This window comes from Actinomadura sp. NTSP31 (assembly GCF_041951385.1).
In the GTDB taxonomy this organism is placed as follows: Bacteria; Actinomycetota; Actinomycetes; order Streptosporangiales; family Streptosporangiaceae; genus Spirillospora; species Spirillospora napierensis.
The window spans coordinates 1-12,728 of sequence record NZ_JBGNUT010000057.1; the positions used below are offsets into that span (position 1 = coordinate 1).

The following is a 12,728-nucleotide window of genomic DNA, read 5'->3' on the forward strand; positions in this document are numbered from 1 at the left end:
CGAAACATGCTGGTCCGAAGCTCCACAAGCCTCACCGAAAACAGCTATCTCTCATCTCTCTGTCCGGCCGCGGCTGGCTCGCACGAGAACCTGCACATTCTCCACATATAAGGACCAAACGCCCTCTAAGTGCCTGTTCGAGAACCTTTGATCGTCGGTCTCGGGGGTCTTCTCCTGAACATGGCCCCAGGGCCAAAGTAGCTCTGGGGTGGGTGGTCACTTGGTGTGGTCGCCGGGGGCATAGCGGTTCCGGCTTCCGCGGCTTCGGCAGCGATGCGGGTGGTGTTCTTGTCGTGGAAGCCGAGCACCGGGCGATGACCGGTGCGGGGCCTGGAGGGCGAGTTGGCGGAGGGCTGCCGGGCGGGCCTTGCCGGTCATGTAGCCGTGTTGGCGGAGTTGTTCGGCCGCGGCTGCACCGAGGGTCTGTCTGCTGATGTCCCGCCTCCCGCGTGACATCGGCGTCGTGCCCGTCCACGACCGTCTCTAGCGGGAGGGGGGTCGGCCAGTGGTCCAGTTCCAGTCGGTGATGGTCGTGCGCATCAGGCGGGCCGCGCTGGACAGGTGGCTGTCGGCGGCCCAGTAGAGGGTCACGGTACGGCGGGAGCCGGGATCGTCGACGGGGATCCAGACGAGGGGGGCACGGGTGGCGCTGCGGCGGGCGAAGGCGGGGACGAGACCGATGCCCAGGCCTGCGCTGATCAGGTCGGCGATCGCGCTGTGTTCGTCGCTCTCGCACACGATCTTCGGGGTGAGGCCGTGTGCCGCGAAGAGTCGCTCGAGCAGCCGCCGCAACCAGTGCCCGTTGCGGGCGGTGACGAACGGCTGGTCGGCGAGGTCGTCGATGGTCACCGACGCGCGGCCCGCCAGCGGGTGATCGAGGGGAAAGGCCGCTCCGACCTCCTCTTCGAACAGCCGCGCCGCCTCCAGCCCCTCGGCATGGATCGGTTGCGAGGCGACGCATAGATCGATCTCCTGAGCGCGCAACTGTCGGGCCATGTCCTCGGGCGGCGACCAGTGGAGCCCGATCTCGACGGCGGGATGGGAGCGCTTGAAGGCCGCCAGCGGCCCGGTGAGGGTGAGGAAGGTCTCCGATGCCAGCCGCGCCGCGCCCAGGCCCTGGTCGGCGGCGTCGGTGATGGCCCGCCGTCCCGCCTCGAGCTCGCCGAGGGCGCGTTCGACGTGGTCGCGGAAGAGCCTGCCGGTGTCGTTCAGCCGGAGCCGGCCGCTGCGGTCGAACAGCGGCACGCCCAGTTCGCCCTCAAGCCTGGCGATGGTGCGGCTTAGCGACGGCTGAGCGATGTGAAGCTCATCGGCGGCCCGGCTGAGGTGCTCCAGCCGCGCGACCACCAGGAACTGCCGGAGCGAGTTCAGCTCCATCATGACCTCCAAAGCATAACAGCATAGCAATATCGATCTTAGACAAGATAGCCCAAGAGTCATACCTTTTGTGGTGTCGGAAGCCGAGAGGCCTACCACGAAGGGAAACTCCAGTGACGATGCCCATCCAGCGCGAGGCGGACGAAGCCCAGATCCGCCAGCAGATCGACAAGATCGTTGACGCTCTCCGGAACAAGGACCTCGAAGGCCTGAAGGAGGCCTACACGGCGGAGGTGGTGTCCTTCGACGTCGAGCCGCCGCTCCAGCATCTGGGGATCGCGGCGAAGGCCCAGAACTGGGCGAACGTGTTCACCTTCTTCGAGACCGTGACCTACCAGGTCCGGGACCTGATCCTCACCGTGGGCGACGACGTGGCCTTCGGGCACGCCTTCGCCCGCCTCAGCGGCACGCTGAAGAACGGGACGGCCACGAGCGGCATGTGGGTCAGGGTCACCTACGGCCTGCGGAAGATCGACGGGACCTGGCTGATCGCCCACGACCAGGTCTCGGTGCCCCTGGACATCGTGTCCGGCAAGGGAGTGACCGACCTCGAGCCCTGACGGGCCACTCACCAAGACCCCGCCACGCCCGCGCGGAGGCCGCGCGGCGCCAGACCTATGGAGAGGCACATGAGCACCATCCCCGCGACCGTCGCGATCCCCGACTACCTGGTCGGCACCTGGAAGGCCGACCCGGTCCACTCCGAGATCGCCTTCTCCGTCCGCCACCTCATGATCAGCAAGACCCGCGGCCGGTTCACCGCCCACGACGTCACGATCGTCACGGGCGAGGACCTCCTGGACTCCTCGGTCACCGCGACGATCGACCTGGCGTCCATCGACACCGGCAACGCGACGCGTGATGACCACCTGCGCACCGCCGACTACCTCGAGGTCGACAAGTACCCGACGATGGACTACCGCTCGACCGGGATCCGCCGGACTGGCGACGGCTGGGTCATCGACGGCGAACTGACATTGCACGGCGTCACACGCCAGGTGCCGCTGGCCGTCGAGGTGAACGGGTTCGGCACGGACCAGTGGGGCGGGCAGCGGGCCGGGTTCTCGGCGACCGCGGAGATCAACCGGCGTGACTTCGGCATCGACATCAGCGTCCCGCTGGACGCCGGCGGCGTCACGGTCGGCGACAAGGTGTCGATCAGCCTCGAGATCCAGGCCGTCCTGCAGAAGTGACCCGCCCCGGACCGGCGGCCACCCGCCGGCCCACGCCGAGTGAGGAGGTGACTGATGGTTACCGGATTCCACGGGGTCCGCCGGGCCGTTGCGGCCCGTCCCGTGCATCGAACGAGCCCCGCTTGGTGGGCACTGCGGGCCGTCGTCAGCGTGCATTTGGTTGCGATCTTCGGTCAGCCGGTGTTCGCCGGCGTGTTCTTGAGCGGCGACTACGACGGGCTGCGCCTGCATGAGGCGGGCGCCAACGTCACCACCTCTGCCGGCTACCTGCAGCTGATCGTGGCGATCATGGTTTGGGTCCGGTTGCGTCAGGTCCGGCCGTTCCTCGCCACGCTGGCCGTGGTGGTGGCCGAGACGGTGCAGTACTTCGCCGGGATGGAAGGCGCGTTGTGGCTGCATCTCCCGCTGGGGGTGGCGACCGTCGCCGGGCTCGTCGTGCAATTCATCGCGGTATGGCGCCGACCGCCCTTGCGGCGAGCCAAGGTGCGGAACGCGGGCAAGGCGGAGGCCGGCGATGCGTGAGCAGGACATGACCAGGCGCCGGCTGCTGGGCGTCGGCGGGACGCTCGGGGCGATGACGGTCACCGGGCTGGTGACCTCGGCCAAGCTCTCCCGGCGTCCGGCGGCCACAGGTAACCAGTTGCGCAGCGCCGTGCCGCTGCCGCCCGCCTTCCAGGTGCCGCTGCCGATCCCTGCGGTGCTGAAGCCTGCCGGCACCTCGGGAGGAGTGGACCGCTACCAGATCACCCAGCGTGAAGCGACCCTGGAGATCCTGCCCGGCGTCAAGACATCGGCGTGGACCTACGAGGGCACCTTCCCGGGCCCGACGATCGAGTCGCGCCGCGCCCGCCCGATCAACGTGACGCACCGCAACGAGCTGCCCGTGCCGACCGTCGTGCACCTGCACGGCGGACACACCCCGGCCGCCTCCGACGGCTACCCCACCGACCTCGTCATTCCCGACGGCTGGCAGGAACCCACCCACATGATGCACGGTATGGGAGGGATGAGCGATCGGCGGGCGGTGACGTCCAAGCTGACGCGGGACTACACCTTCCCGATGGACCAGCGGCCGACGCTGCTGTGGTACCACGACCACCGGATGGACTTCACCGCTCCCGCGATCTGGCGGGGCCTGGCCGGGCTGCACATCATCCGCGACGACGCCGAGGACGCGCTCGGCCTGCCCGCCGGAGACCACGAACTCCCACTCATGATCGCCGACCGGGCGTTCGACGACCACGGCGAGCTCACCTATCCAGCCCTCGACGGCACGCTGCGGGAACGGCCCGGTGTCCGCGAGTCCCATCTCGGCGGGGTCCTCGGCGACGTGATCCTGGTCAACGGCGCGCCCTGGCCCCTGCACGAAGTCGAGGGGGCCCGCTACCGGCTGCGCGTCCTCAACGCCTCCAACGCCCGCCACTACGACCTCCAAGCGGTCACCGACGACGGCCGCCGGCTCGACCTCGTCCAGGTCGGCGCCGACCAGGGACTGCTCGCCGCACCGGTCACCCACCACACCCTGCCGATCGCGCCGGCCGAACGCTACGACATCATCGTCGACTTCGCGAAGATCCCGGTCGGCGGCCGCGTCAGGATCATCAACCGGCTGGGCTCTGGCCGCACCCGTGACGTGATGGCCTTCCGCGTCACGCGCAAGGCCACCGACCACAGCCGCATCCCCCGCGTCCTCGCCCACGATCTGCCGACCTGGCGCCGCTCGGACGCCGTCCGGGTGCGCGACTTCTCTTTCCGGGCCGGCCGGATGCACGGCCGTCACGGATGGGTGATCGGCGGGAAGGCGTTCGACCCCGCCCGCACCGACGTCACCACCCGCCTCGGCGACGTCGAGGTGTGGCGGCTGATCGCCGACGTCCACCATCCCGTCCACCTGCACCTGGTCGGCTTCAAGATCCTTTCACGCGGCGGCAAGGCACCTCTTCCCCACGATGCGGGCCTCAAGGACACCATCTCCCTACGCCCGGGCGAAGCGGCCAAGATCATCACCCGCTTCGACGGCTACCGCGGCCGCTACCTCTTCCACTGCCACAACGCCGAACACGAAGACATGGGAATGATGGCCAACCTTGAGATCATCTGATCCTCAAAGACCACCCTCCACAAAACGTCATGCCCTTCCCGCGGCCTTCAGCGACGTCGCCCACCCACCCTTGCTCGCACCGGCCGCCCTCACCGCCGCATCCAGCAGATGCGGGGGCGGCGGAACTTGCCGGTCACCCTGTGTGCAGGCACACATCGGCGGTGTCTGGATGCAGCGTCAGACACAGGCACTGGCATCCGGCCCTGCCGTCCACGGCCGGGAGACTCTCGCCAGTGATCGCCCCGGACAGTGTCATGTCGCAGCTCCACTGGCCGGTGTGGTCCGGGCCCCAGCACGGTCGAAAACCCGGTACACCGTCGCCCGCCCGACGGAGAACACCTCCATCAACTCGGCGATCGTGTACTCGCCGGTGCCGTGCATGCGCACCAGCTCCGCCTGCTGTCGGGCACTGAGCTTCGGCGCCCGACCCTTGAGCTTGCCGCGGGAACGGGCGATGGCCATGCCCTCGCGAGTGCGCATCTTCAGAAGGTCGGCCTCGAACTCGGCGAACACCGCCAGCATGTTGAAGAACATCTTGCTCATCGGGTCGGCCGGGTCATAGATGCTGCCGCCCAGCGACAGCCGGACCCCACGGTTGACGAGGGTGTCGCCGATGTCGCGGGCGTCAGGGACCGAGCGGGCGAGCCGGTCGAGCTTCGGCACGACCAGGGTGTCCAACACCGCCACCCACGCCACGGCCCGACCGGTCGAACTCGAGCTGGCTAAGGCCGCCGGCCGCGTCCACGCCACCGTCGGCGAGACCATCACCTTCCACCTGGCGGTCACGAACCACGGCCCCAGCCAGGCCACCGGCGTCGAGGTCCGCGACCAGCTCCCCACCGGCCTGCAGTTCTTGGCAGCCCAACCCGACACCGGCCACCACGACCCCGCCACCGGCATCTGGAGCATCGACACCCTCCCGGTCGGCGGCACCGCCACCCTCCAACTCCGCGCCAAGATCACCCAGCCCGGCACCTTCTACAACACCGCCACTGCGACCGCCAACGAGACCAGCACCGACACCACCTCGACCGGCACCGGCGTCGACGGCGGACCCACCAGCGGCCCGGTCTACCAGCCGGTCACACCCGGCTGGCCGGGCGTGGGCGAACAACCGGTGTACGCCGGCCAGAGCCCGACCAGATGCGCCTGCTACTGCCTGTGCTGACCTTGGCAGCACGAGGGAGGGCAGCACGGCGCGGGCGGGAGAGGCCGCCGAGGCTCCGGGATCAGAGCCGTTATCCCGGAGCGTCGGCCTCGGACCCCAGGCGGGATTTCGTCGCGGCGGCTGCGGCCGCCGGCGGCGCGACGAAAATCATGCGGCGCTCGCCCGGTGGCCAGGCTCACCACCTGCTCAACCGGGTACCCTGCCCGCAGCCACGCCGCCAGCACGACCTGGCTCGGCCCCCACCCCTCGGGCAGCTCCACATAGACGCGCATCGGCCCTTCCCCGTCTGCTCACCGGTAAATGGCGACGGGGAAGGGCCGCTTGATCGCGAGTCTAGCGACCGGGGCGCCGGGCGCCGGGCGCCCGGCGGCGGCGCTGCGCTGTGCCAATAGGAGCCCACACTGGTCAACGCGCCGCCTGTTCGAAAACCCTTGATCGTTGGTCCGGGTGAGCTGGCCAGGCTATCCAGGTGCTCATGACTTCGGAAGTTTCTGTGCAGCGGACTTCGGAAACCGACACCGGCCGGGCCGCCCGGCCAGCGGCGACGGCGTGATCGGCTCGCCGCCGCCCGTCCGGTGGGCGGCCATGCCCGACGATCACAGCGGTCCCCGGGATGGGCCGCCTGCCCGAATCTCCTGGACGATGTGGTCCGCGAGCAACTGCTCGGCTATTGGAGGCACTGCACGTCGGTCACGGTCGCGGTGCTGTCGTTGTAGGCGGCGATCGTGAAGCACTGCGGCCCCACGGTGCGGTTGGTGATGAGGATGTCGTAGACCGCGCCCTGGCCGGTGACGTCCGCCGGGGTCGAGTCGCGTTCTGAGAGGTACTGCCAGGTCGGGAAAGTGGTCCCGCCGGTGCCGCGCAGCCGGAAGACCTCGAATCCGGTCTCGTTGACCGATCTGTCGACGATGTGGACGTTGATGTTGGAGCCGGAGTAGCTGATGGTGACCTGCGGCGCGTTGATGGGCGCGGAGGCGGACGCCGACTGCGCGCCCGCGCCGAGCGCGGCTCCCGCCAGCGCCGTCGTCATCACTGCGATCTTCGCCGACCTGCGTAGCCGTCGCATGGGATCTGCTCCTGTCTTCGCGTCGAGGCGGGCTGTCCGCCCCCTTATCCATGTGGGCGTGCCAGCGCGTGCCAGCGCGGTCCATTGGGTGCACCGAAGGCCTGACGCCTCGCTCGGCACCCGGCACGGCCCGCCCTGGCCCGGCCGGGCGGCACGGTCAACTTCGCGCACCGGGTTCATGGCCGGCACGGTGAACCTCAAAGCGGCGACCGGGCAGCGACCCGACGGCCTGCCAGACGGCAGGGCTTCGCACCTGTCGTAAAACGATCCGTTGCGGCCGGATTCGGGCGCGCGGTCTGGTGAACCAGCGGCGTGGGTGAGGGCGTCTGAGCGACATGGGCGAGGTGGCGCCGGGCGGCGCAGCAAACGAACCGGACGTCCCCGCCGGTGGCTCGGTGGCGCAGCAGGAGCGGGCGGCCGGGCTGTGGAGGATCCGGTACGCCTTGACCGTCGCGAGCATCACCGCGGTGGTCGGCCTTGTCGTGGTCCTGGCGGCCGTGCTGGCGGTGCTGGGCTTTCCGCACCTGGAACACAAGCCGCTGTCGACCTCCCAGCTCCTGGACGTCGTCAAGCTCGTGCTGGGCACGGTCGCCGGTGTCGGCGCTTTGTTCGCGTTGGTGATGGCCTACCGGCGGCAGAAGCTGGCCGAGGTCGCCGAGATCCGCGATCGCGGTCGGGCCGCACTCGAACAGCAGCGGGCCCGCGACGACCTCACCCGGGTGTTCAACGAGCGGTTCGGCGCCGCCTCCGCCCAGCTCGGCCACGACGAACCCGCTGTGCGACTCGCGGGCGCGTACGCCATGGCCGGGCTCGCCGACGACTGGGAACAGGGTCGCCAGACCTGCATCGACGTGCTGTGCGCGTTCCTGCGTTTGCCCTACGATCCCTATCCTGGCGACGCCCCGGCCGAAGGGTCGGAACCCGCCGAGCACGCCCGCGTCCGTGCCGCATACCGGGCGATGCGCGTGGTCCGCCACACCGTCATCCGCATTATCGGCAACCACCTCAACGGCCATACCGACGTCTCCTGGCGCGGCCACGATCTGGACTTCACCGACGTCGTCTTCGATGGCGGTGACTTTCGCAACGCCGTCTTCGCCGACGCGAACGTCTCCTTCCAAGGAGCCGGCTTTGTGGACGGCATAGTTAACTTCGGCGGCGCCCAGTTTGCTGGCACGATCAACTTCGGTGGCGCCCGGTTCACCGGCGGAAGGGTCAACTTCCGCCGCACCCGGTTGGACGACGGCAGGATCGACTTCGACGAAGCCCGCTTCGCCGGCGGCACCATCGACTTCAGCCTCGCCCGGTTCAGCGACGGCACTCTCCGCTTCGCCGGCGCCCGCTTCGCCGGCGGCACAGCCGACTTCGTCGGCACAGAGTTCGCTGGTGGCACAGTCGACTTCGGCGGCGTCCAGTTCATCGGCGGCAGGATCAACTTCACCGGCGCATGGTTGCTGGGCGGCATGGTCGACTTCAGCCGTACCCGGTATGGGGGCGCCGTGATCGACTTTCATCGAGCCTCGTTCACCGGCGCCCTGGTCGGTTTCGGCGGTGCCCGGTTCGAGGACGGCAGGCTCGACTTCGGCGGTGCCCGGTTCGCTGGCGGCATGGTCGACTTCGGCAGAACGACGGGACAACGTGCTACAGGACTACCGGACGGCATAGCCGATCACCTGTCGTAAAACGAGCCATGGCGGCCAGATCCGGGCGCGTGGGCCCGTGAACCGGCTGGCAACGGTAGGGCGTCTGAGCGGTGTGGGCGAGGTGGCGCCGCGCGGCGCGGAGGGACGTGTGAGGCGGGGGCTGGAGCGGGTCCGGCAGCGCTGGGCACAGGTGCGGGCCCGGCGTGAGGCCAAGCCGTTGCGGGTGCGGCCGTCGGCGGCCGGGTTCTGGATGCTGGCGGCCGCGGGAGCGGCGGCGGTGGCGATCTGGCTGACCACCGCGTGGCTGTTGGACGTCGCCGATGATGCACCGCCCGGTGCCGAGCGGGCCAAGATTCGGGTGGACGCTGTCCGCACCGGCCTGGCCGCCGGCGGCGGTGCGGGTGCCGCGGTCGGGTTGATGCTGGCGTTCCGCCGGCAACGGCACGCCGAACTGGCGACCGCGCTGGGGCAGTTGGACGCGGCCGAGCGGAGGATCATCGAGCTGTACAACGCGGCCGCCGAGCAACTCGCCTCCGACAAGACACCGGTCCGCCTCACCGCCCTGTACACGCTGGAGCGGCTGGCAACGACAACCCGCGGCACCGGCAGACCATCGTCAACATCATCTGCGCCTACCTGCGCATGCCCTACACACCGCCCTCAGCCGACCGTCCCGGTCCTGAGGAAGAGCACCGGGAACGGCACGCCGCAACGCCGCCCGCTACCGCGCCGCCCGCGACCTGCGCCCCGCCCCTACCGAACCGGGAACCGGGGGCCCGGACCCGCACGAGGAACACCAGGTCCGCCTCACCGCCCAACGACTCCTGTCCACGCACCTGCAATCCGACGCCGAACACCACTGGGCTGACATCTCCCTGGACCTGACCGGCGCCATCCCCACCGACTTCACCCTGACCGGCTGCACCGTCCACCACGCCGGCTTTTCCCGCGCAACCTTCTCCGGGGACGCCGAGTTCGGCGAGGCGAGTTTTGAGGCTGGGATTGATATGGCGTCGGCCACCGTGGCGGATGTCGCCGGGGGACATGTGCCACCGCCGGGCTGGCGTGTCGAGCCGTCCGAAGGAGACGAGGGCCGCTTCGTTCGCGACTCCGCTCCGGCGAGCGGTTCCTGAGGGCCTGTCGCGCCTCGGGGAAGCGTCCGGGAACGATCCGTTGCGGCCGGTTGCGGGCGCGCCGTTGCGTGAACCACGCGGCGTGAGTGAGGCGTCTGAGCAGCATGGGCGAGGTGGCGCCGGGCGGCGCAGAGGATCCTGACCAGTCAGGCGAAGAGGGCAGGCTGCAACGAGAGCGGGAACGGGCAGCCGGCCTCTGGCCGATCGGGAAGGCGTTGACGACCGCGAGCGTCACCGCGGTGGCGGGCTTGGTCGTGGTGATGACGTCCGTGTTGGCGGTGCTGGGCTTCCCGCACCTGCAGCACGCCAAGGCCCTGCCGCTCTCCCAGCTGCTGGACGTCCTGAAGCTCGTGCTCGGGACCGTTGCCAGCGTCGGCGCGTTGTTCGCACTGGTGATGGCCTACCGGAGGCAGCGCCTGGCCGAAGTCGCCGATGACCGGGACCAGCAACGCGCTCTGCTGGACGCCCAGCGGGCCGTCCTGGAACAGGAACGGGCCCTGCTGGAACAGCGGCAGGCCCAAGAAGACCGCACCCGGGTGTTCAACGAACGGTTCGGCGCCGCCTCCGCCCAGCTCGGCCACGACGAACCCGCCGTGCGGCTGGCGGGCGCCTACGCCATGGCCGGCCTCGCCGACGACTGGGAACGGGGCCGCCAAACCTGCATCGACGTGCTGTGCGCGGTGCTACGCCTGCCGTACACGCCCGACCCCGGAGAGGATCCCGCTGAGGGCCAGGACCCGGCTGAACACGCCGCGGCCCGTGCGGCCTACCTGGCGGCCCGCGAGGTCCGCCACACGATCATCCGCATCATCGGCAACCACCTCAACGGCCACACTGACGTCTCCTGGCGCGGCCACGACCTGGACTTCACCGCCGCCGTCTTCGACGGCGGCGACTTCTACGAGGCCGTCTTCACCAACGACGCGACTGTCTCCTTTCGAGGAGCCCGCTTCGTGGAAGGCACCGTCGACTTTCGTGCCGCCGGGTTCGTGGGCGGCATGGTCGACTTTCGTGCCGCCGGGTTCGTGGGCGGCACAGTCGACTTCGAGGGCGCGATCGGGCAGCGGCCCGTCGGACTACCGGATGGCATGGCTCCGCACCTGTCGTAAAACGATCTTGGATTCAAGGGGTCAATGCGCCACTGGGAATGATCTTGATCATTGTGGAGGTGCGGGTGGTCGGCCATACCATCCGGCAACTGCTCCGGCCGCCGACCGGTAGCGCCCACGAAGTTGACTGTGCCGCCCTCGAACTGGGCGCTCCCGAAGTTGACTATGCCGCGCCCGAACTGGGCGCCCCCGAAGTGGACCGTGCCGCCGACGAACCGGGCGCTGCGGAAGTCGACCGTGCCGCCGACGGACCGGGCGCCCCTGAAGTCGACCGTGCCGCCCACGAACCGGGCGCCACGGAAGGACACGGTGGCACCGGTGAAGACGGCCTCGGGGAGGTCACCGCCGTCGAAGACGACGTCGGTGAAGTCCAGGTCGTGGCCTTGCCAGGACACCGGCGGCATGGTCGAGCCCGGCGAGACTGCCGAGGAGGCGATGCGACGCGAGTTGCGCGAGGAGACCGGCGCCGACCTGACTGGTCTCGCGCCGGTGATCCTGGCGCGTATCCGGCGACCACTGCGGCATCCCGCTCGTTCAGCGGCTCGACCAGCACGACCGCGACGCCCAGCAGCGTCGCCGAACCCTGACGCCGCAGCGGGTCAGGGACCTGCGCCAGACCCGTGACCAGCACCGGGGCCGGCACCCACGGTGTTGCCCTGCTACACATCGGCCGCGATCATCGCTCGCACGTTCCGGCCCAGGAATGATCGGGTGTGTCGATGGGCCGATACGCAGCCCTTTAGTGGCTCGACCGCTCCACTGGTCCTCACCACGAGACGCGGCGATCCCCGCCAACTGAGATGGTGAGTCACACCCGTGTGCACCTGCGAAGCGACGGCGTACGCTGCCGCCAGCCGAACAATTGTTCTAGAAGGGTCCGCGTCGTGAACGAACCAGTCGCCGCCCAGACCACCGCCGCCGGACGGCCGACCCGGCTCACCGGATCGACCGGCACGTACCAGGTCGCGCGGATCCTGGGGGAGTGGCAGGCCCCCGGCGAGGGCCGCCTCTACAGGATGCAGGGCCGCGACGTCCCCGACGAACTGCTGTCCTACATCGCGCCCGGCCACCGCGAGAACATCAACTTCTTCGGCTTCATCAGCGTCGGCGTCGAGGCCGAACTCGCCAAGCTCATCGAGGGCTGGCGGCCGCTGCGCCCCACCACCGTCACCGACGCCGGCACCACCTTCATGCTCCACCCCTGAACGCGCCCACGACGAGGAAGAGCGCGCCCGGATGTCCCCTGCCTCTCCGCCGACCAAGGAGCCGCTTTACGGCCGACAGCTCAGATGCGAGGCCTGCGCCACCCGGCCGCTGGCAGGCCCGGGCGGCGACCCGATCCCGTGCGCCGCCCTGCACGCGGCGGCCCTGACCATCGTCGGCGACCTGCCCGGGCTCGTCCGCCCCGCGTGGACGACCTGCCCGCCTGACTGCCGCGTCCGGGCCATTTCCGGTCAGCGCCCCATGGGCACCACCCGGCCCGGCAGTGCGTTCCGGGATATTGACTAATGGAGTTTTGTCTCCGGAGCGTACCGCCGATCTTCGGTGTGGCGGTTTGTGGCCAATTTTTCCGGTTGACGCCCTGAAACTGACGGCATGTACTTGCCGTACCTTCCAAATAGGCGAGCGGGTAGCAAAATGCATTCCGAGAAGCTGGGTATTGCTGTGCGGCGATTTCTGGCCGATTTCGATTCGGTCGGCGGCTCGCTAGCCCCCGCTCCCGTCGAAGTGCTCATCCGCGTCAAGGGCGAGCCGGACGACAGGCAGCGCGAGCAGCTGGTGTCCGCGGGCGCCAGCGTGCGCACGGTGGCCGGCGAGGTCCTCACCGCGAGCCTCGCGGCCGCGGACATCGGACCGGTCACCGATCTCGACCACGTGGTCTATGTCGAACTGGCGCAGCCGCTTTTTCCTGAGCCGGGCAGATGACACGGGCCGTTC

Annotated in this window: 13 protein-coding genes and 1 pseudogene; 10 read left to right on the top strand and 4 right to left on the bottom strand. The window is 69.5% G+C overall.

The features are described from left to right. Positions 1-483: 483 nt before the first annotated feature. Positions 484-1,380 (bottom strand): LysR substrate-binding domain-containing protein, encoded by an 897-nt coding sequence (locus ACA514_RS47255; RefSeq protein WP_375048115.1) that lies wholly within the window; start codon positions 1,378-1,380, stop codon positions 484-486. A 116-nt stretch (positions 1,381-1,496) separates the two neighbouring features. Here ACA514_RS47255 and ACA514_RS47260 point away from each other — a divergent pair, with 116 nt between their 5' ends. The 4 genes from ACA514_RS47260 (at position 1,497) to ACA514_RS47275 (ending at position 4,671) form a co-directional block, all read left to right on the top strand. After that, a complete protein-coding gene (locus ACA514_RS47260) occupies positions 1,497-1,937 on the top strand; it encodes a YybH family protein (protein WP_375048116.1) in 441 nt (146 codons plus the stop codon). A gap of 69 nt (positions 1,938-2,006) precedes the next feature. Next, complete coding sequence (locus tag ACA514_RS47265; RefSeq protein WP_375048091.1) at positions 2,007-2,570, top strand: YceI family protein; 564 nt, start codon at positions 2,007-2,009, stop codon at positions 2,568-2,570. 54 nt (positions 2,571-2,624) lie between these two features. Beyond that, positions 2,625-3,092, top strand: a complete 468-nt coding sequence (locus tag ACA514_RS47270) for a hypothetical protein (protein WP_375048092.1) — start codon at positions 2,625-2,627, stop codon at positions 3,090-3,092. Then, positions 3,085-4,671 (top strand): multicopper oxidase family protein, encoded by a 1,587-nt coding sequence (locus tag ACA514_RS47275; protein ID WP_375048093.1) that lies wholly within the window; start codon positions 3,085-3,087, stop codon positions 4,669-4,671. Before ACA514_RS47270 ends, ACA514_RS47275 begins: the two co-directional genes overlap by 8 nt. 252 nt (positions 4,672-4,923) lie before the next feature. On the opposite strand, the gene ACA514_RS47280 is transcribed toward ACA514_RS47275, so the two are convergent. After that, positions 4,924-5,349, bottom strand: a complete 426-nt coding sequence (locus ACA514_RS47280) for a recombinase family protein (RefSeq protein WP_375048094.1) — start codon at positions 5,347-5,349, stop codon at positions 4,924-4,926. Here ACA514_RS47280 and ACA514_RS47285 point away from each other — a divergent pair. Next, positions 5,342-5,839 (top strand): DUF11 domain-containing protein, encoded by a 498-nt coding sequence (locus ACA514_RS47285; RefSeq protein WP_375048095.1) that lies wholly within the window; start codon positions 5,342-5,344, stop codon positions 5,837-5,839. The genes ACA514_RS47280 and ACA514_RS47285 overlap by 8 nt on opposite strands. A gap of 667 nt (positions 5,840-6,506) precedes the next feature. Here the strand turns inward: ACA514_RS47285 and ACA514_RS47290 are convergent. Then, the gene (locus ACA514_RS47290) at positions 6,507-6,869 is read right to left on the bottom strand and encodes a hypothetical protein (protein WP_375048096.1); all 363 of its coding nucleotides are present in this window, start codon (positions 6,867-6,869) and stop codon (positions 6,507-6,509) included. A 371-nt stretch (positions 6,870-7,240) separates the two neighbouring features. On the opposite strand from ACA514_RS47290, the gene ACA514_RS47295 reads away from it, so the two are divergent. Both ACA514_RS47295 and ACA514_RS47300 read left to right on the top strand, forming a co-directional pair. After that, entirely contained in the window at positions 7,241-8,587 is a 1,347-nt protein-coding gene (locus tag ACA514_RS47295) for a pentapeptide repeat-containing protein (protein WP_375048097.1), read from the top strand. Between the two features lie 1,198 nt (positions 8,588-9,785). Beyond that, entirely contained in the window at positions 9,786-10,790 is a 1,005-nt protein-coding gene (locus tag ACA514_RS47300) for a pentapeptide repeat-containing protein (protein ID WP_375048098.1), read from the top strand. Positions 10,791-11,086: 296 nt separating this feature from the next. Here ACA514_RS47300 and ACA514_RS47305 read toward each other — a convergent pair. Next, positions 11,087-11,194: pseudogene (locus ACA514_RS47305) on the bottom strand (hypothetical protein); the annotation flags it as partial. Between ACA514_RS47305 and ACA514_RS47310 the strand changes: the two are divergent. The 3 genes from ACA514_RS47310 to ACA514_RS47320 all read left to right on the top strand — a co-directional run bounded on the left by ACA514_RS47310 (position 11,193) and on the right by ACA514_RS47320 (position 12,716). Then, positions 11,193-11,414 carry an NUDIX domain-containing protein gene (locus ACA514_RS47310; RefSeq protein ID WP_375048099.1) on the top strand — a complete coding sequence of 74 codons (222 nt, stop codon included), beginning with the start codon at positions 11,193-11,195 and terminating at the stop codon, positions 11,412-11,414. The pseudogene ACA514_RS47305 and the gene ACA514_RS47310 sit on opposite strands and share 2 nt — an antisense overlap. Before the next feature lie 260 nt (positions 11,415-11,674). Then, the gene (locus ACA514_RS47315; RefSeq protein WP_375048100.1) at positions 11,675-11,995 is read left to right on the top strand and encodes a hypothetical protein; all 321 of its coding nucleotides are present in this window, start codon (positions 11,675-11,677) and stop codon (positions 11,993-11,995) included. A 433-nt stretch (positions 11,996-12,428) separates the two neighbouring features. Further along, entirely contained in the window at positions 12,429-12,716 is a 288-nt protein-coding gene (locus ACA514_RS47320; protein ID WP_375048101.1) for a hypothetical protein, read from the top strand. Positions 12,717-12,728 lie beyond the last annotated feature (12 nt).

Excerpts from the sequence above, each read along its gene's own strand:
- ACA514_RS47255 (WP_375048115.1), bottom strand. The coding sequence starts at position 1,380 with ATGATGGAGCTGAACTCGCTCCGGCAGTTCCTGGTGGTCGCGCGGCTG.
- ACA514_RS47260 (WP_375048116.1), top strand. The coding sequence starts at position 1,497 with ATGCCCATCCAGCGCGAGGCGGACGAAGCCCAGATCCGCCAGCAGATC.
- ACA514_RS47265 (WP_375048091.1), top strand. The coding sequence starts at position 2,007 with ATGAGCACCATCCCCGCGACCGTCGCGATCCCCGACTACCTGGTCGGC.
- ACA514_RS47270 (WP_375048092.1), top strand. The coding sequence starts at position 2,625 with ATGGTTACCGGATTCCACGGGGTCCGCCGGGCCGTTGCGGCCCGTCCC.
- ACA514_RS47275 (WP_375048093.1), top strand. The coding sequence starts at position 3,085 with ATGCGTGAGCAGGACATGACCAGGCGCCGGCTGCTGGGCGTCGGCGGG.
- ACA514_RS47290 (WP_375048096.1), bottom strand. The coding sequence starts at position 6,869 with ATGACGACGGCGCTGGCGGGAGCCGCGCTCGGCGCGGGCGCGCAGTCG.
- ACA514_RS47295 (WP_375048097.1), top strand. The coding sequence starts at position 7,241 with ATGGGCGAGGTGGCGCCGGGCGGCGCAGCAAACGAACCGGACGTCCCC.
- ACA514_RS47300 (WP_375048098.1), top strand. The coding sequence starts at position 9,786 with ATGGGCGAGGTGGCGCCGGGCGGCGCAGAGGATCCTGACCAGTCAGGC.
- ACA514_RS47310 (WP_375048099.1), top strand. The coding sequence starts at position 11,193 with ATGGTCGAGCCCGGCGAGACTGCCGAGGAGGCGATGCGACGCGAGTTG.
- ACA514_RS47320 (WP_375048101.1), top strand. The coding sequence starts at position 12,429 with ATGCATTCCGAGAAGCTGGGTATTGCTGTGCGGCGATTTCTGGCCGAT.